This window comes from Sulfurimonas sp. RIFOXYD2_FULL_34_21, from assembly GCF_001830805.1.
In the GTDB taxonomy this organism is placed as follows: domain Bacteria; phylum Campylobacterota; class Campylobacteria; order Campylobacterales; family Sulfurimonadaceae; genus Sulfurimonas.
In genome coordinates, this window is record NZ_MICH01000001.1 from 228,360 (window position 1) to 245,525 (window position 17,166).

General features: G+C 33.8%; 19 protein-coding genes. 15 read left to right on the top strand and 4 right to left on the bottom strand.

What is annotated here, in order from left to right; genetic code table 11:
- Positions 1-55: 55 nt before the first annotated feature.
- From A2530_RS01115 to A2530_RS01140, 6 genes are all read left to right on the top strand, one after another.
- Entirely contained in the window at positions 56-232 is a 177-nt protein-coding gene (locus A2530_RS01115; protein ID WP_294884070.1) for a hypothetical protein, read from the top strand.
- A gap of 74 nt (positions 233-306) precedes the next feature.
- The gene (locus A2530_RS01120; RefSeq protein WP_294884071.1) at positions 307-993 is read left to right on the top strand and encodes a hypothetical protein; all 687 of its coding nucleotides are present in this window, start codon (positions 307-309) and stop codon (positions 991-993) included.
- Positions 994-1,347: 354 nt separating this feature from the next.
- Positions 1,348-3,006 carry a glycosyltransferase family 4 protein gene (locus A2530_RS01125; protein ID WP_294884073.1) on the top strand — a complete coding sequence of 553 codons (1,659 nt, stop codon included), beginning with the start codon at positions 1,348-1,350 and terminating at the stop codon, positions 3,004-3,006.
- A 37-nt stretch (positions 3,007-3,043) separates the two neighbouring features.
- Positions 3,044-3,622, top strand: a complete 579-nt coding sequence (locus tag A2530_RS01130) for a hypothetical protein (RefSeq protein ID WP_363113903.1) — start codon at positions 3,044-3,046, stop codon at positions 3,620-3,622.
- A 139-nt stretch (positions 3,623-3,761) separates the two neighbouring features.
- Positions 3,762-3,989 carry a DUF4160 domain-containing protein gene (locus A2530_RS01135; protein WP_294884075.1) on the top strand — a complete coding sequence of 76 codons (228 nt, stop codon included), beginning with the start codon at positions 3,762-3,764 and terminating at the stop codon, positions 3,987-3,989.
- Complete coding sequence (locus A2530_RS01140) at positions 3,973-4,215, top strand: DUF2442 domain-containing protein (protein WP_294884077.1); 243 nt, start codon at positions 3,973-3,975, stop codon at positions 4,213-4,215. Before A2530_RS01135 ends, A2530_RS01140 begins: the two co-directional genes overlap by 17 nt.
- 183 nt (positions 4,216-4,398) lie before the next feature.
- On the opposite strand, the gene A2530_RS01145 is transcribed toward A2530_RS01140, so the two are convergent.
- Positions 4,399-4,551, bottom strand: coding sequence for an EAL domain-containing protein (locus tag A2530_RS01145; RefSeq protein ID WP_294884130.1), 153 nt, complete (start codon positions 4,549-4,551; stop codon positions 4,399-4,401).
- A gap of 203 nt (positions 4,552-4,754) precedes the next feature.
- Between A2530_RS01145 and A2530_RS01150 the strand changes: the two genes are divergently transcribed.
- The 6 genes from A2530_RS01150 (at position 4,755) to A2530_RS01175 (ending at position 10,323) form a co-directional block, all read left to right on the top strand.
- A complete protein-coding gene (locus A2530_RS01150) occupies positions 4,755-4,922 on the top strand; it encodes a hypothetical protein (RefSeq protein ID WP_294884078.1) in 168 nt (55 codons plus the stop codon).
- Between the two features lie 213 nt (positions 4,923-5,135).
- Complete coding sequence (locus tag A2530_RS01155) at positions 5,136-5,387, top strand: hypothetical protein (RefSeq protein WP_294884080.1); 252 nt, start codon at positions 5,136-5,138, stop codon at positions 5,385-5,387.
- Between the two features lie 511 nt (positions 5,388-5,898).
- The gene (locus A2530_RS01160; protein WP_294884082.1) at positions 5,899-6,168 is read left to right on the top strand and encodes a DUF4160 domain-containing protein; all 270 of its coding nucleotides are present in this window, start codon (positions 5,899-5,901) and stop codon (positions 6,166-6,168) included.
- Positions 6,169-6,177: 9 nt separating this feature from the next.
- Positions 6,178-6,414: a DUF2442 domain-containing protein gene (locus A2530_RS01165; protein ID WP_294884083.1), complete on the top strand. Its 237-nt coding sequence runs from the start codon at positions 6,178-6,180 to the stop codon at positions 6,412-6,414.
- Between the two features lie 137 nt (positions 6,415-6,551).
- On the top strand, positions 6,552-7,427 hold the full coding sequence (locus A2530_RS01170; protein ID WP_294884085.1) for a diguanylate cyclase: 876 nt from the start codon (positions 6,552-6,554) through the stop codon (positions 7,425-7,427).
- The gene (locus A2530_RS01175; RefSeq protein ID WP_294884087.1) at positions 7,384-10,323 is read left to right on the top strand and encodes a PAS domain-containing hybrid sensor histidine kinase/response regulator; all 2,940 of its coding nucleotides are present in this window, start codon (positions 7,384-7,386) and stop codon (positions 10,321-10,323) included. Before A2530_RS01170 ends, A2530_RS01175 begins: the two co-directional genes overlap by 44 nt.
- Before the next feature lie 106 nt (positions 10,324-10,429).
- On the opposite strand, the gene A2530_RS01180 is transcribed toward A2530_RS01175, so the two are convergent.
- The gene (locus A2530_RS01180) at positions 10,430-12,295 is read right to left on the bottom strand and encodes an EAL domain-containing protein (RefSeq protein ID WP_294884089.1); all 1,866 of its coding nucleotides are present in this window, start codon (positions 12,293-12,295) and stop codon (positions 10,430-10,432) included.
- Between the two features lie 229 nt (positions 12,296-12,524).
- On the opposite strand from A2530_RS01180, the gene A2530_RS01185 reads away from it, so the two are divergent.
- Positions 12,525-13,193, top strand: a complete 669-nt coding sequence (locus tag A2530_RS01185) for an MOSC domain-containing protein (RefSeq protein ID WP_294884090.1) — start codon at positions 12,525-12,527, stop codon at positions 13,191-13,193.
- Positions 13,194-13,226: 33 nt separating this feature from the next.
- On the opposite strand, the gene A2530_RS01190 is transcribed toward A2530_RS01185, so the two are convergent.
- Together A2530_RS01190 and A2530_RS01195 are read right to left on the bottom strand one after the other, a co-directional pair.
- Entirely contained in the window at positions 13,227-13,538 is a 312-nt protein-coding gene (locus A2530_RS01190) for an NGG1p interacting factor NIF3 (RefSeq protein WP_294884091.1), read from the bottom strand.
- Positions 13,539-14,498: a 6-phosphofructokinase gene (locus A2530_RS01195; protein WP_294884092.1), complete on the bottom strand. Its 960-nt coding sequence runs from the start codon at positions 14,496-14,498 to the stop codon at positions 13,539-13,541.
- 102 nt (positions 14,499-14,600) lie between these two features.
- Here A2530_RS01195 and purH point away from each other — a divergent pair, with 102 nt between their 5' ends.
- Together purH and A2530_RS01205 are read left to right on the top strand one after the other, a co-directional pair.
- Positions 14,601-16,136 (top strand): bifunctional phosphoribosylaminoimidazolecarboxamide formyltransferase/IMP cyclohydrolase, encoded by a 1,536-nt coding sequence (purH, locus tag A2530_RS01200; RefSeq protein ID WP_294884093.1) that lies wholly within the window; start codon positions 14,601-14,603, stop codon positions 16,134-16,136.
- 123 nt (positions 16,137-16,259) lie between these two features.
- Entirely contained in the window at positions 16,260-17,156 is an 897-nt protein-coding gene (locus A2530_RS01205) for a DnaJ C-terminal domain-containing protein (RefSeq protein ID WP_294884094.1), read from the top strand.
- Positions 17,157-17,166: the final 10 nt, after the last annotated feature.

The window sequence follows — 17,166 nt, forward strand, 5'->3', positions numbered from 1 at the left end:
ATTACACAATTTAAGTTGTGCTTACAGCTTTTTTATGTAAATACTGGAGTTATAAATGTCAAATAAACAAGTTGTTAGTATAGATTCTTTTAGAAAAAAAAGAGAAGCTATAGTAAAAGCAGAAGGTGCTTATAGCGATACATACAGAGAAGGAAAAGGCAGTATGGCTGATAAACCAAGTATGTCACTGCTAGATTCTACAAAGCAAAAAGCTTTCCTCGATAGATTTTAATTTATAAAATCTATAATAGAGGTAATATGATATTGCCTCATTTATATATTTTAATTTTTTAGGTATTAATAAAAATGGAACAACTTTACAATAAATTTTTAGAAATTTATAGCAAGTTCTATACATATGATTTAAAATATTCTTTGCTTATAGGTAGGGAATATGAGCTGATTTATAATTTTTTAATAGTTTATAATAGTTCTATACTCAGCGAAAAAAGTATGTCGGACAGCTTCGAAGATCTCAACAAACTAGAGGAGTTGGTTAATGATTATATTGATAAACTTAAAAATATTTTTGAAGATGAAGATGAAGGTCAAGAGTTTGTAAAAGTTGATACAATTCGTATTAGTAATATATTAAAAGATTCAGAATGTGTGTGGGAACATATGTTTAAATCATACAATTTTCTTACAAAGTTTACACAATGCAATTATCATAAAGTTTTGTTGATTGAGATAAATAATTTTTTTAGCCATATATTGGCAACATCTCAAGATAAAGATACGCAAGATACAAAATCAAATATTAAAAGAGGAGTTGCTCACCTCTATAGAGCCGCATTAGACGGGTGCAAAGAGATTATTAAAACAAGTAGCAATATCATATGTGCAAATAGTAGCTTAAAAGTATCATTTTTAAAAGTAAGAACGCAGGAGAGCCTTTTTTTAGGACAAAAATCTACAGCTGATAAATGTGATATTTTAAAACAGTATGATAATATGGCAAATACAATCTTAACTTTACTAAAGAGAGCATAATAGTTAGTTATGGATAAGATTAAACTTATAAAAATTAGATACATGGTAATATACTCTTCTCTAAAATAGAAGCTAATATATTTTTATCATCAATTTTCAACAGATTTTATAATTTACTTCAAAACTCTATGACTTACAATGTTATATTTTAATACTGTTTTGTTGAACGAAAGAGTGTTAGGCACTATTTGATGATATGTAGATTGGAAACGAGGATTTATCCTCGTCAATGAGCGAAGCTAAAGCAGCACACTTCCCTTTTACAAAATGAAATAAGAGAATGAGAGTTAAATTAAATTTATTTATAAGTGTCTATTTAGTACAATCCAATTAAATTATAATCAAGGTACTTAAATGCACTCTAATACGGCGATATACTACCACCCCGAAGCTTACTCCATGACAAGCCCGAAGCTAATGGGTCGCAACGCTGCGGGAGAATCTTTTTTAAAAGGTTTTTTTAAGTACTCCACGGACGCTAAGCTTTGGGCGCAGGTTATGGATGCAAAACACCTTAAAAATTTTGAAGATACGGCGAGAGCTTACGGTAGAGATGAAGAAGTAAAAGGTTTTGACTCCAATAATATTGAGGTACTTTCTCAAATAGGCACGCTTTATTATCCCGGTCCCGATATAGCCGAACAAGCATTCAAAAGAACACTCTTCGGTGACGAAAAATGGTCTATTTGCGGTATCACGCATACTACTTCAAGCGCTAGAGCTATGGACGCTATAACATCCCTTATTACCGCTCCCGTTCAACCGTGGGATGCAGTGATATGCACTTCAAGAGCCGTCAAGAAAAATGTAGAGGCTCTTTTGCAGGCAGAAGTCGATTACCTGAAGCATAGACTAGGTATCACAAAGATAGTTCTCCCTCAACTCCCAGTTATACCGCTTGGTATTCATACAAAGGATTTTAAGTATAGTGCAAAATATAAAAAACTCTCAAGAAAAGAACTGGGCATAGATGACAATGCTATAGCAGTGCTTTATGTCGGTCGTCTATCTTTTCATGCTAAGGCAAATCCCTTTCCCATGTATAAAGCTCTTCAAGATAGTACCGAAGAAATAGGCAAAAAGGTTGTTTTAGTAGAGTGTGGATGGTTTGCAAACGACTATACGAAAAATGCTTTTAAAGAGGCTTCCAGAGAACTTTGCCCATCGGTAGAAGTTATAAGACTTGATGGCAGAGAAGCAAAGAACAGGGACTTGGCTTGGTCATGTGCAGATATATTTTGTTCGTTTTCAGATAATATTCAAGAAACATTTGGCATAGTTCCCATAGAGGCTATGGCGGCAGGACTTCCCGTTGTAGTTTCAGACTGGGACGGTTATAAAGATACGGTAAGAGACGGTATTGACGGGTTTAGAGTGTCTACTATTATGCCAAATGCAGGATTAGGAACAGATCTTGCAGTAAGACATGCATTGGGTACTGATACTTATGACATGTACTGTGGACAAAATAGCTCTCTCGTAGCTGTTGATACGGAGTCCGCTGCAGAAGCTTTTATAAAACTTTTTAACTCTAAAGAGTTAAGGATGAAGATGGGCAAAGAAGGTAAAAAAAGAGCAAAAGAGGTTTATGACTGGAGTGTTATCATACCTCAGTATGAGGCCTTATGGAAAAATCTGCATGACATGAGAGAAAAAACACTCTCTTCCAAAAGTACAAAGTTACAACACCCATGGCCTGCGAGAATTGAACCCCTTAGCGCTTTTGTCGCTTATCCTACATACATATTAAATAACGCTACCGAAATAGAGTTGACATGTGAGTATGAAATAGCTCTTAAAAAAGTCGGTATCTATAAAAATATGACGATAAACAATTATGTAAAAGTTACTATGCTTGCTGACAATGAAGCAATATCTGTGTTTAATAGATTAAAAAATGGTTCAAAAAAAGCTATAGAAGCCGTAGAAGATATAAACGAAGCTAGAAAACCTTATGTTTTTAGATCTCTCGTCTGGCTTATGAAAGTGGGAGTGATTAGAATTAAAAATTAAAAAAAAAGGGTGTCAGGCACTCTTTTGTCACCTGCTTATCGAAACAAAACATACAAACCTATCAAAAGCCTTGCAGTTTATCAATGATAAATATTCAAAATACTTTAACAAAAAATACACTCGCTCAGGTCATTTATGGCAAGGTAGATACAAATCTTATCCTCTTTTTGACGATGCTCACTTTTGGATAGTAGCAAAATATATAGAGCGAAATCCCATTAAAGCAGGGATGGTACAAGATGTTGCAGCTTATAGGTTTCAGTCATTCTTTCAATGGAAATATAAGCACAACTATTTTTCTCTTTTAGAAAACTCTATGATCTTCGATATGACTTATGATGAATACGCTGAGTATATAAGTAGTGAGATGGATATAGATGCAATAGACATAGTATATAAATCCCCCAATCTTATAATAAAAGACGATGGCAAGTTAAAAGTACTTAGTAAAAGATTAGAGACATTTTTTGAACTAGATCGTGATATAAATAGAAATGAAAATATCAAAAAAGCATATGAATATGGTTACACAAAAACAGAAATAGCAAAATTTATAAACTTAAGTACCAAAACAATTAATATAATTTTACGAAAGGGGTGTCAGGCACTCTTTTAAAACTTTTCTTATTTTTTATTAATCTAGCTTCCTCTTTACATAACATTTAATTCTATTGTAATAGATTTTACACTTTATTTACTAATTCATCATTTTAAATCTATGATATAATTTTATAAAATAATAAGAAGGGTTTGGATTGCCTACTTTATTAAATACGAATGGGTTTAAGTTCTTTTTTTATGCTAATGAACATGAACCTAAACATATTCATGTAGTTTATGGGGAGTTTTTTGCAAAAATAGAACTAAAAACTCTAAGGGTAGTTCAAAATTATCTAAAACCAAAAGATTTAAAGTTTGCGCTGAACATAGTTAAAGAAAATCAAGAAAAGTTTGAAAGGAGATGGGATGAGTGGTTTGCTTAAAGGAAAAGAAGTTCATTTTGATGAAGAGTATTTACATGTAAAACTTGAAGACGATAGAATTATATCTACGCCTATGTCTTGGTATAAGCCTCTTCAGAGTGCAAGTTTAAAACAGCTTAAAAATTATAAACTAATATGTTTAAATACGGGTATTGAGTGGGAAGAATTAGATTATCATTTAAGTATAGAGAGCATGCTGGAATTAAATATAGGAAAGGTTGCTTAAAAAAGGGTGTCCAAAAAAAGGTGTCAGGCACTATTTTAAGACTACCGAAGACTGCCGCGTCGTTCCTCCTCGCAGTGACTGCTCTCGTCATTGTGAGCAACCCCTTCTGTCATTGTGAGCAACCCCTTCCGTCATTGCGAGGAGCTTGCGACGAAGCAATCCACAAGCGAAGCAATCCACAAACTATATAACATCCTCCGTAGGCTCTCCGAAATAGTACCCCTGCGAAAAGTCAACTTCAAGTTCATTAACTTTCATAAAGACATTTTTTGAGTGAACAAACTCTGCTATTGTTTTGATTTTCATATTTTTAGCAAAATTAAAAAAGGGTGTCAGGCACTCTTTTAAAACCTTTCTTAATTAAATATTAATCTAGCTTCCTCTTTACATAACATTTAATTCTCTAAAAATATCTATTTTTTTATAATTTTGGTATAATTTTCATATGAGCAAAATTGATAAACTAAAAGAAACAAAAAGAAACAAAATCAGATTTAAAAGAAGTTTTTAAAGCGTTACTATATTTCATTCTTGGAATATTGACTGCAATTGGAACTATCGCTTATAAAGTGCTGATTCACCAGATTGAAGTATATATGATTTTAGTTGCGGGATTAGGTTTAGTTGTCGTATTTTTGCTTGGTACTTATGCTTTAAATCTTTGGTATAAAATGCAAAAAATAAATGAGGAAATGGAAAATGCTTGATATAAATATAATTGCCGGATTTACAATAATTTTAATTGGCAGTGCATTTGTTATATGGTTTGCAAATCGATTAACAAAAAGTACTCATTAAAGGGAAAAGGCGTCGACAAAAAGGGTCAAAAAGGGTGACAGGCACTCTTTTAAATTAACATAGCGTTCAACTCTCTCTTTAAATTTATTTCACTTTTTATCTTATTTTGATACAATTTAACCATGACATTCCAAGAGCGTAAAGACAAAGCTGATATTATTGCTAAAGAAGCAGATATAGTATATAAAAAGTTATTTGTACTTATGGTTGTGAGTGGTGCTATTGGCGGTTTTGGTTTATCTATATTTGATAAAGCTTTTATTATTAGCTTGATATTGTTTTTGCCATTCCTTTTTTTGTCTTTTGGAATTGTGTTGGCATATTTAAAATTAAATAAACTAGAAATGATTATTAAGGATTTGAGAGATGAGTAGTATTGGTGTTTTAATCTATACAATTGGTTTTGTAGTGGCTGGAATATTGGCACTCGTAGCGTATAAGAAACATTGGAAGATTGCAGATTACTTTTAAAAAAAGGTGTCAGGCACTGTTTTACTTACTACAGTATCTAAAGTCTTAAAGTAATACAGCCTACCAATAAAAAGGGTGTCAGTCGCCAGTATTTAGCGTCTTTAAATTAACATAGCGTTAAATTCTCTCTTTAAATTTATTTCACTTTTTATCTTATTTTGATACAATTTAACCATGACATTACAAGAGCGTAAAGACAAATAGAGGAGTTAGAAAATGAGTAGTGGATTATTATTAGGTATCACAATTGTTTTAGCAACATTTATTGCATATATAGCTTATAAAAAACATTGGAAAATAGCGGATATATTTTAATATATTCTATTTGAAAAAAGGGTGTCAGGCACTATTTTGTTTTTATTTATAAATCACTTTCAGCTACAATACTGAATTATATTTATAAAGAGGTTTTTAATGCCAACTATCAGTATGTTTTATGGAATTATGGTAATGATTTATTATTATGATAATAAACAACATGCTCTGCCTCATATCCATGTGAGATACCAAGATGCAAAAGCTATATTTGCTATCGAAAATGCAGAAATGATTGAAGGTAATTTAGCAAATAAACAAAAAAGATTGGTTCAAGCGTGGATGGAGATACACAAAGATGAACTTATAGCCGACTGGGAGCTAGCAGTAGCAGGTGAACAACCATATAAAATAGAACCTCTCAAATAGGAGTTTTTAATGCTTATCGATGTAATAGATGTAAAACCAAAAGATAATTATTTACTTTTTTTAGAGTTTGAAAATGGAGAAAAAAAAGAGTTTGATTGCAAAACTCTTTTTGATAAAAAGCCATTTCAAATTTTACAAGATAAAAGATTTTTTAAAAGAGCAAAAGTTGCTTTTGGAACAGTAATGTGGTCAGATGAGATTGATATTGCTCCTGAAACGCTATATATAGAAAGTGTTTCAATATAAAGACAAAAAATGGTGTCAGGCACTATTTTAAGACTACCGAAGACTGCCGCGTCGTTCCTCCTCACAGTGACATACATGATATTTTTAATATTTTTGAGTTATAATCAATGTAGATAGAGTACAAAAAGGGGGTTGGAATGTTCAATCACGATACCATATTGGCAGTAGATGACACAAAAGAGAATCTTGATATTATCTTAGACATATTGGAAGACTTCGATGTTATACCTTTAACAAGCGGTAAAAAAGCCTTAGAATTATTAAAAAATGAGGAAGTATCGCTTATACTGCTTGATATTGTGATGCCTGAAATGAATGGTTTTGAAGTATGCAAAATTTTAAGATCTCAAACAAATACAAAAAATATACCCATTATCTTTACCACTGCAAAAACCGATGAAGAGAGCATATCAAAAGCTTATGAAGCAGGTGCAAACGACTATGTAAGCAAACCTCTTAAAAGAAGTGAAGTTATAGAGAGAGTAAAAACACAGTTAAAATTAAAAAAGACCATTGAAGATCTTGAGTTTTTAGCTTCAAGAGATTCTATGACAGGTATATACAACAGAAGAAAGTTTTTTGAGCTTGTAAATGAGCTTTTTAAAGAGTCGGGCGAAGAACTATTTTTATGTATGATAGATATAGATTTTTTTAAAAAGATAAATGACAGTTTTGGACATGATGCAGGGGATCTAGTTATAAAACTGATAACAAAAACCATATCAGATATGCTGCCGCAAGATTCTATCTTTGCAAGGATAGGTGGAGAAGAGTTTGTAGCAGTCTGCAAAAAACCTTCTAAGGAAGATACGGTAGAGTTGTTTGACAATATTAGAAAAAAGATATCTACGCTTAAAATAGACTACAACTCAAATGATATCGGTTTTACGATAAGCAGCGGAATCACTCAAAAAAGAGGCGTTACAAAAACTATAGACGAGATGTTAAAAGAAGCCGATTTAGCACTTTATGAAGCAAAAAGCAGCGGACGCAATAAAGTGGTTTTTAGGTAGAACTATGACAAAAGAGGATAAAACATATATCAAAAAACTTGAACTTAGCGAAAAGCGCCATAGAATCCTTTTGGAAGCGGCAGGGGATGGCATACACATCATCGATAACAACGGACGGCTTATAGAATTTAACAAATCTTTTTGCAATATGCTCGGATATACTCCCGATGAGATGAGAGGTTCACATGTAAAAGATTGGGATTTAAAATACAAGCCTATGAAGTTTGTAGATGACTTTCCTAAAAACACCGAAGCGTTACCGACTTTTGAGTCTCTAAACAGACGAAAAGACGGAAGTGTTATTCATGTTGAAATAAATGCGGTTAAAGTAGAAATAGACGGTGAGATAATGCTCTTTTGTGCTTCACGGGATATTACCGAGAGAAAAAAGGCTATGGATGAGTCAAAAAAGTATGAAACACTTCTTCAAGCTTCAGGAGACGGTATCCATGTGTTAGACGTAGAGGGAAATCTTATAGAGGCTAATGAAGCTTTTTGCAATATGTTAGGCTATAGCTATGAAGAGGCAAAAGGATTAAAAGTAAAAGATTGGGATGCGAAATGGACACCTAAAGAGTCAATAGAGCATATCCCGATGCTTATGGGTACATGTACAACTTTTGAGACACTTCACAAGAAAAAAGACGGAACTATTTTTAATGTCGAGATTAACGCCGTCGGGGTCGAGATAGGAAATAAACCTACACTATTTTGTACTTCAAGAGACATAACAAATAGAAAAAGCGTGGAAAAAGAGGTTCAAGAAGCCAGAATAAAAGCCGAAGAAGCGACAAAAGCAAAATCAGAATTTTTGGCAAATATGAGTCATGAGATAAGAACGCCTATGAATGCTATTATAGGTATGACATATTTGATGAAAGATACAAACCTAGATAATATCCAGCTTGATTATCTCAGAAAGATAGAGAGTGCCGCAAACTCTCTTTTGGGTATCATAAACGATGTTTTGGATTTTAGCAAGATTGAAGCAGGTAAACTTGAACTTGAAAAAATAGAGTTTGATTTGCATAATGTTATAGAAAATGTCGTAAATATAATAGAGCTGAAGATTCAAGAAAAAGAGCTTGAGTTTGTGGTGGGTTATGATCACAACATGAATATGAACCTTTTTGGAGATCCTCTAAGGTTGGGGCAAATCTTGATAAATCTCGCTACAAATGCCGTTAAGTTTACAAATGAAGGCGAAGTAACAATATATATTGAAAAAATCAAACAAGATAAATTTAGATTTAGAGTTAAAGATACGGGAATCGGACTCTCAAAAGAGCAGAGCCAAAAGCTTTTTAAATCTTTTACTCAAGCCGACAATTCTACTACTAGAAAATTCGGAGGAACGGGATTAGGACTTGCAATCAGTAAAAAATTTGTTGAGATGATGGGAGGAGAGATTTGGGTTGAGAGCGAAGTAGGCAAAGGAAGCGAATTTATTTTTGAAGTAGATCTCATAGAAAAAACGCCTAAAAAGCGAAATTATCAAAATTTTAAAAACAAAAATGTCCTAATCGTGGATGATACGCCATCATGGCAAATCATCATCTCCAAACTCCTAAACAACTTCAACATAAATATAACCGTGGCAAACAGCGGCAAAGAGGCGATAGACCTTATATGCAACGACTCCAAACATTTTGATCTTGTTCTGATGGACTGGAAAATGCCGAATCTAAACGGATTGGAAACTGCAAAGATTATAAAAGAGCAGTGCAAAAGTAACGATACGCCTACAATTATAATGATTAGTGCATATAGTGCGGTAGATATTTTACAAAAAGCAAAAGAAGCAGGGATAGATACATTTTTGAAAAAACCTATAAACCCGTCTCTGTTATATAACATCATAGTAGGAATGTTCGGCGAACATATAGCAAAAATGAACTGCATTTTAGAAAAGCCCTCACTTAAAACTCAACTCTCATCGCTTAAGGGAAGCGGTGTTTTGGTGGTTGAAGACAATGTCTTAAATCAGGAAGTTTTAACCGGTATGTTAAGACCAAGCGGTATATTTGTTGACATAGCCTCAAACGGCGTTGAAGCAGTAGAGAGATTTAAAGCAAAAAGAGGATTTTATGAGTTAATTCTTATGGATATACAAATGCCAATGATGGACGGATACGAGGCGGCAAAAATTATAAGAGAAATGGATAAAACAATTCCCATAGTAGCTCTTAGTGCAAATGCCATGAAAGAAGATGCAAACAAATCAAAATCTGCAGGAATGAATGATCATCTTAACAAACCTATAGATACGGAAAAACTATTTGAAGTTCTTTTAAAATATATATCTAAAAAAACTGATGTTTCAAAAGCTGATGAAAATTCAGTTATAAAAGATATTCCGACTTTAAAACATCTAAATATCCAAAGAGTAGTTCCCTCGCTGCTTAGCACTTTGTCTTTATATAATAATCTTGTTTTAAAATTTTTTGACAATTATAAAAATAAAACAGTTGATATCGACTCTGTGGACTTTAAATATTTTATCCATACCATAAAAGGATTAAGCGGAACTATCGGAGCGGATTATCTTTATGAGATATCACAAAAGCTTGAAGAAAATCCAAATAAAGACTTGTCGGATGAATTTAACAAAGAGTTAAAATCGGTATGTGACGAAATCAAACTAAATTTTTACAATGATAAGAATGATTTTGACAAGAAAAAGATAAAAACATCAAAAGAAGATATAGAAAACCTCTTTAGGGAATTAGAAAAAGCTCTTATTACAAAAAGACCAAAAAGAATCAATCCTATACTTTGCAGATTTGATGCTTTAGACCTTGATGAAAAATCGCAAAAACTTTTAGAAAAAGTAATAATGATGGTAAAAGAGTATGAATATGAGATGGCTTTAAAATCCATCGATAAGTACTTTTAAACGATAGCGCTTAAGATTTTGTGTCAGCTCTGTCGTTACGAGCAACCCCTTCCGTCATTGCGAGGAGCTTGCGACGAAGCAATCCACAAGCGAAGCAAACCACAAACTATACAATATCCTCCGTAGGCTCTCCGAAATAGTACCCCTGCGAAAAGTCAACTTCAAGCTCCTGAACTTTCATAAAAACATTTTTAGAGTGAACAAACTCTGCTATTGTTTTGATTTTCATATTTTTAGCAAAATTTACTATAGTCTTAGTAATCATCTGTGAATTTTTATCTATATCTATATTTTTAATCATTGAGCCGTCTATTTTTATATAGTCAACTTTTAGCTTCATAAGATAGTCAAAGTTGGAGTAACCTGTGCCAAAATCATCTATGGATACTTTTGCCCCATAACTTTTAACACTGTTTATAAACTCCAAAACCTGTTCAAAATTTTCTATACCTTCAGATTCTATTATCTCAAAAACTATTTTTTCGCCAATCAGACTCTCTTTTAATTTAGTTAAAATAAACTGATTGATATCTCTGTTTAAAATATCTTCGACAGATATATTTATAGAGACTTCATAAGGTAAATTTTGAAATTTTTTAAATGTCTTATCAATTATTATCTTTGTAAGCTGATGATAAAGTTTATTTTTTTTGGCAAGTTCTAAAAAGTGAATAGGAGATATATATGTTCCGTTATTATCCACTATCCGCACCAATGCTTCATATTTTATAATCTCTTGAGTTTTGTTATCTACTATCGGTTGAAACAGAGGGACAATTTTATCTTCTTCTATGGCTCTTTTTAGACGTTTAGTCCACTCAAAATTTTTCTCATACTCTTTTGCCATATACATAGTTTCGTCATATATTAAAAAGTCTTTTTTGCTTTTCTTTGCAAGTTTTAGAGCTATGTCGGCATTTTCCAAAAGTGTTTCATATCCGTAAGCTATTCCAAACGTTGCACTTAAGCTAACTTCGCTGTTCCCGTCTATTTTAAAAAACTTATATGATATTTTTTCATTCAGCATTGAAGCAAATATTTTAAAATCATCTATATCCATCGTTCTGTTGCAAAGATACGAGAACTCATCAGAATGCAGTCTATATAAAGAGCTGTTTGGAGGTATGATCTCTTTTAAAAACAGAGCAAAATCTTTTAAGATAGAATCGCCTGCTTCATTTCCGTATAAGTCGTTTATCTCTTGAAAAGAGTCTATATTTATGATTATTAAAAATGAATTTACTTTTTCTTCCAGTTTTTCGGTTAATTTTCTTCTGTTTTCAAGTCCTGTTAAACTGTCAAAATAAAATTGATGTTCAATAGAATCAAGCATTACGTTAAAGACATCTTTGATGGAGTCTATCTCTTCTATGTTGTCGTCAACTTCTACTCTTTTTGTCATATCATGTGATTTTGTTATGTTTTGAATAGCGTTTGAAAACTTTTTGATGGGTTTTATTATGTACTGGTTAAACTCAACAAAAATTGCTAAAAAAATCACTACGGAAAATACGATAATAAATATAATGAAAAAGTTTATCATCTCATCTAATGATACTTTGAGATTATTGACAGGATAAGAAACGTCAATTACCCCTAAAACATCATTTTCTTTTACGTTAGTGTGACACTTAAGACAATCTTTTTTTGCTATAACAGGATAGTAATAGTTTATAAAGCTTGAGTTTAATATGTTTAGTATCTCTTCGCCGTGAAATGCTTTTTGTATATTTGCGTTTTGGGAAATTGCTTGTTTGTCTTTTTCTATCGTACCAAAAAGTTCTGCTACTAAATCTCCTCTGTAAACATCAATTTTCATAGAAGGGTCAACATGGTTTAATCTAACAATTATTTCCCGTAAGTCCTCTTTATTCCACCCTTTTTGCATTGCGGAATATAGACTTTCAAACACAAGCATACTTGTTTTTTTGGCATCTACATGTGCAAGGCTTGATATGGCATTTTTTTTCATATAATCCCCATATATAAAAGCAGATAACAGAGTAAAAAAAAGTGTAATCAACATTATTTTTGCTGTTATTTTTGTATATGTAGTTTTGCTGCTCATAACCGTTTTTGAAGCCTTGTTATAGTATTTTAAAAAATAATGTAAAAAATTTCACTGCGTATTATACTAAGAAATTTTTAAACTTCAATATTATTTGGTAAAATATGCTATTTAATTTTTATAAGGTTGTTTGATGTTAAGTAAAGTTCTCTCTATTCAAATAGGAAAAGTAAAATCTTACGAAGGTTGGGAAAGCGCTTCTGTTAAAGAGTCAGTTTCTTCTGCCGTTTTTGCTTCAAAAAGCGGTTTTATAGGCGATGAAGTTGCAGATAAGATTCATCACGGCGGAACAGATAAAGCAATCTTTGCCAACAGCTATGAAAATTATGAAAACTGGGCAAAATTCTTAGATTTAAAAGAGCTTCCCTTTGGTGCATTAGCGGAAAACTTGACTATCTCAGGACTACATGAAAGTAGCGTATGTTTGGGAGATATTCATAAAATAGGCTCTGCCGTTTTACAGGTTTCTCAACCGCGAAAACCGTGCTGGAAAATCTCAAAAAGATGGGATAATAAAAAATTTACAAGTGAGATATACACTTCGGGTCTTACAGGCTGGTACTATCGAGTGCTTGAAGAGGGAGATATTAAAGCAGGCGATGAAGTAGAGATTATAAAACATGACGAGGCAAAAATATCCATTTTAGAGGCAAACACTGCGTTTGCAAATCCGCTTGAACATAGAGATATATTGGAAAAAATAGTAGATATCTCATCTATTGCCGAGTCGTATAAAGTAAGTGTTTTAAAAAGGTTGGAAGGAACTTTTAGTCTTGAGTATATGAACGTGGATGAAAGTTGACATGTCACAGCAAGACAACGACGCGGCAGTCTATTAAATACTTTCCATCCTAAAAATCTCATAAGCCACCTCTTCGTATGGGTGCGCTTCTTTTAGAGTTTTTACGGCTACATGTATAAGTTCATCTTCGCAAATCATCTCGACTTTATACTCTTGAACCCTCTCAATCTCATCCAATTTTCCTATATGCGGATTTGCATTTTTTACGGGTTTAAACTGCCCGATTCCAAGCGTTTCAAAACTGCAACACTCATAGTTTTCGTATCTTCCGACACCTATGCCAAAGAGTGCTTCTTTTACTCTCTCTTTATCTTCGCTGGGTACAAAAAAATTTAGTTTATACATCTAAAACCTCTTTAAATACTTTAACAGTTCACTATCAAGTTGATATTTTGTATTTGCAACTTCGTCTATGCTTTTGTACTCAAAACCTTTTTTTGCATAACAGATAACGCTGTTTACTTTATCATTAAGCAGACCGTCAATCGCATAGTTTACAAATTTATAAGCCATAAGTCTGTCATAGGTTGTAGGGTTTCCTCCTCGCTGAGTATGTCCCAAAACAGTGACTCTTGACTCAACGCCGATTTTCTCTTCAAACCATAAGGCTATTTCTTTGGAGTCCTCTTTTATTCCTTCAGAAACTACTGCTATAAAGTATCTGCGACCGTTTTTTATCTGCTCTTTAAATCTTTTTTCATATTCACTCAAATCATAAACTACTTCAGGTATCAAGCATAACTCCGCTCCACATGTAAGAGCTGAAACCAAAGCCAAATATCCGCACTCTCTGCCCATAGTCTCTATAACGAAAGCTCTTGAAAATGATGATGCCGTATCTCTTATGTTGTCAATCGAGTCTTTTATAACGTTTAATGCTGTATCGACTCCAAGACAATACTCGGTACCGCTTATATCGTTGTCTATCGTTGATGGAACACCGCAAAACTTCACTCCGTGTTCTTTATAAAAGATATCCATTCCTCTAAACGAGCCGTCACCGCCTAAAACTATTAACATGTCGATATTTAGAGCGTCAAGATTTTTCTTTGCAACTTCTCTAAATTCTTTAAGCATAAAGCGTTTGCTTCTGGCACTTCCTATAATTGTTCCGCCGCGATTTATTATTCCCGCTACATGTTGATGAGAGGCTTTATATATTTTGTTATCTATCAACCCTTCAAAGCCGTCATGCACAAAATATGGATTTAAGTTATTTTGCAATGAATACTCTACAAAATGTTTAAGGGAGGGATTCATACCGCTGACATCACCGCCTGAGCATAAAATAGCTATATTTTTCATTCTTTTTTCTCTGTTTCATTTTTTTAAGTTTACCATCTTCTAATCTCTAATTGGATAAAATTCGGCAATTTATTTTTTAATGTACATGTAATAAGGTTATAAATGAAAAGAGCATTGGTAAGTGTCAGCGACAAAAGCGGCGTGGTAGATTTTTGTAAATCTTTGGTAAAAAACGGATATGAAATTATCTCAACGGGCGGAACATACAAGATGTTGGTTGATAACGGTGTGAGTGCTGTTGAGATTGATGAGGTGACAAAGTTTCCTGAGTGTTTTGAAGGACGCGTTAAAACTCTAAACCCGTTTGTTCACGGCGGAATTTTGCATAGACGCGACAAACAGTCTCACTTAGACCAAGCCAAAGAACTCGGTGTAGAGGCGATAGACTTAGTTTGTGTAAATCTTTACCCTTTTAAAGCGACGATTGAAAAGACCGATGATTTTGAAGAGATTATAGAAAATATTGATATCGGCGGACCTGCTATGGTTCGTTCAGCTTCAAAAAACTTTGATAGCGTTATGATAGTTACAGACGTGGCTGATTATGAAAAAGTTATAGATGCGATAGAAAATGAGAAAAATACGCTTGAGTTTAGAAGAAACTTGATGATAAAAGCGTTCGAGCATACGGCAGCGTACGACTCCATGATAGCAAACTATATGAACTCTCGTTTTAACGGCGGTTTCGGCGAAAAACAGTTTATAGTAGGCAATAAAGTTATGGATACTCGTTACGGCGAAAATCCTCATCAAAAAGGTGCTTTGTATGAGTTTGACAAGCACTACTCAAGCAACTTTAAAACACTAAAAGGCGAGGCTAGTTTTAACAACCTAAACGACTTAAGCGGTGCCGTAAAAATAGCTTCGGCATTTGGAAGCCAAAATGCGGTATGTATCACGAAACACGGAAATCCATGCGGATTTGCTATTCGCGATAGTCTAGTAGATGCTTATGAAGAGGCTCTAAAGTGTGACCCTGTTTCGGCATTTGGCGGTGTTGTGGCAGTAAACGGTGTAGTAAACAAAGAACTTGCACTTAAAATGAATGAAATTTTCCTAGAAGTAATTATTGCAGGCAGAATTACAGAAGAAGCACAAGAAGTATTTGCTTCTAAGAAACGTATCAAGTTATTTGAGATGGGAAGCGACAAGTTGGTTTTAGCAAACGACGCTAAAGACTTTAAACATATTGACGGCGGATTTGTTTATCAAGATGCAGACAGAGTTAATGATGATGAGGTAAAAGATGCAAAGCTTATGAGCCAAAGAGAAGCAACTTTGCAGGAGAAAAAAGATATGGAGATCGCTTATAAAGTAGCATCTCTTACAAAATCAAACTGTGTTGTTTATGTGAAAAATTCTGCAATGGTAGCAGTCGGAATGGGAATGACAAGCCGTGTTGATGCAAGTCAATGTGCGCTTAAAAAAGCAAAAGAGATGGGGCTTGATGTAACAGGTGCCGCACTGGCTTCCGAAGCATTTTTCCCGTTTCGCGACTCGATAGACGCTGCTGCTGCCGCAGGTGTTAAAAGTGTAATAGAACCGGGTGGAAGTATAAGAGACGATGAGATAATAGAAGCGGCAAACGAGTTTGGTATGAGTCTTTATTTTTCAGAAGTTCGCCACTTCTTACATTAACAATACTATGTACACTATCTTAAGGGTTGTTTGTTTACAGCCCTAAACTTGATTGACTTTGACTCAACTTCTGTGATATAATCCTACTTAATAAACAATAATATAAATTTTAGGAAAAAAATAATGAGTAAATCTTTATATGACACACTTGAAATATCAGATAACGCAAGTGAAGCAGAAATAAAAAAAGCATATAGAAAATTAGCAAGACAATATCATCCAGACGTAAATAAAGAAAAAGGTGCGGAAGATAAATTTAAAGAGATAAACGCAGCTTATGAAATTTTGAGCGATAAGAAGAAAAAATCACAGTATGACATGCACGGTGATAACATGTTCGGCGGACAAAATTTTCATGACTTTTCTCGTTCTCATCGTGGCGGCGGACAGGCTGATTTGGATGAGATACTTAGAAGTATGTTCTCAGGCGGCGGCGGTTTCGGAGGTTTCGGCGGCTCATCATTCGGCGGTGGTGGTGGTTTTGGAGGCGGCGGTTTTTCTCAGCAACAACAACAGCCAAATCTTGACATTGAAACAAGTGTTACTATCCCTTTTAGCGTCTCCATACTCGGCGGTTCACACTCTGTATCAGTTAACGGCGAGAGATTTGACATCAAAATTCCTGCAGGCGTAAAAAGCGGCGAGAAAATGCGTGTCAAAGGAAAAGGACATGCACAAGCAGGACGTGCGGGAGACTTGTTTTTAAAGATTAATGTAGCTCCTAATCCTGAATATATTAGAGAAGAGGATGATTTAATCAAAAAATTTGACGTGCCTCTTTATGCAGCGCTTTTTGGCGAAAAGATATCGGTGCAGACTTTGGAAAAAGAGATTAAGCTAAAAATCCCGCAAAATACTAAAAACGGACAAAGATTTCGCGTAAAAGATATGGGCGCTATGAACCGCAAAACAAAAGAGCGTGGAAATCTCTATCTTGAAGCAAATATAGTTTTACCTAAAGTTGAAGATTTGGATGAGAAGTTAGTAGAATCGATGAAAGAGAAACTACCTAAAGAGTAAAGGAGAAGTT